Genomic DNA, 1,423 nt, shown 5'->3' with positions numbered 1-1,423 from the left:
GCGGCAGCCTATCCAGACGCACATAGGCCGACGGCAGCATGTAGTCCGGCAGCACGCCTTGCAGCCGTTCGTGCAGCTCGCCAATGGCTGTCGCCTGGCCGCTGAAGTATGCGACCAAGCGCTTGTCGCCCGGTGCGTCCTCACGCACGATCACGGCGGCGTCACGCACACCCGGGCACTCGCCCAACCGCGCCTCGATCTCACCCAGTTCGATACGGAAGCCCCGCAGCTTGATCTGCTGGTCGGCACGCCCCAGGTAACGCAGGGTGCCGTCGGCCTGCCAGCTCACCAGGTCGCCACTGCGGTACATCGTGCCGCCGTTGAACGGATCCGGCAGGAAGCGCTCAGCCGTCAGTTCCGGTTGTTCCAGGTAACCCAGGGCCACGCCGTCACCGGCAATGTACAACTCGCCCACCGCCCCTACTGGCAGCAGTTGCTGGCGGGCATCGAGCACGTAGCAGCGGCTGTTGCCGATCGGTTTGCCAATCGGGATGCTGCCCTCGCCCACCTCGGTGATTTCATAGGTGGTGCTGAAGGTGGTGGCCTCGGTCGGTCCGTAGCCATTGAGCAGATGTTGCGGCGCGCCATCGCGCAGCACCCGGGCGATCACTGCCGGGTCCAGCACATCGCCACCGACCATCAGGTAGCGCAGGCCACGGAATGCCGGCAGCAGGTCGTCGGCAAACTGGTGGAACAGGCCGGCGGTCAGCCACAGCACGGTGACGCCCTGCTCCAGCAGCACTTCGCGCAGCCCCTGACGCGACAGGACCGTGTCCTGGTCGATCACCACCACCGCGCCACCGTTGAGCAGCGGCGCCCAGACCTCCAGGGTGCTGGCGTCGAACGCCGGGTTGGAAGCGAAGGCCACCCGATCCTGGCTATTGAAATCGGCGAAGCCGTTGTTGATCACCAACCGCACGATGGCCCGGTGCGGCACCTGCACGCCCTTCGGCGTACCAGTGGAACCGGAGGTGTACATGATGTACGCCGCGCTGCCGGCGTCCACCGCCAGGTCCAGCGGCGCTGAGGCGTAGTCGCCCAGGTCGAGCCGGTCGAGTTCGACCCGGCGTGCGCCATCCACCTGTGGCTGGTCGCTGTGGGTCAGCGCCAGCCGCGCCTGGCTGTCGGCCACCATGAACGCCTGGCGCTCCGCCGGGGCATTGCCGTCCAGCGGCACGTATATCGCCGCGCATTTGCTCACGGCCAACTGGGCCGTCAACAGATCGAACGAACGAGGCAGCAGCAAGGCTACCCGGTCACCCGCCCGCACGCCCTGTTCGAGCAAGTAATAAGCTAAACGATTGGCCTGGGCCTCGAGCTGGGCAAAGGTCCATCGACGCTGACCATGGACCACCGCCAGCGCATCCGGCGAATTCACGGCCTGGGCCTCGAACAACCGGTGCACGGCCAGGTCACGCGGATA

General features: G+C 66.7%; 1 protein-coding gene. It reads right to left on the bottom strand.

Translation table 11 applies throughout. The features are described 5' to 3' along the window. On the bottom strand, positions 1-1,423 hold a 1,423-nt coding region (locus tag V0R62_RS26680), incomplete at both ends, for an amino acid adenylation domain-containing protein (RefSeq protein WP_330105831.1).

The sequence above is a fragment of the Pseudomonas carassii genome (assembly GCF_036324045.1).
Lineage (GTDB): Bacteria > Pseudomonadota > Gammaproteobacteria > Pseudomonadales > Pseudomonadaceae > Aquipseudomonas > Aquipseudomonas peradeniyensis.
Note: the sequence above shows the minus strand (reverse complement) of the source record. Positions and strands in the feature narration are given on the sequence as shown.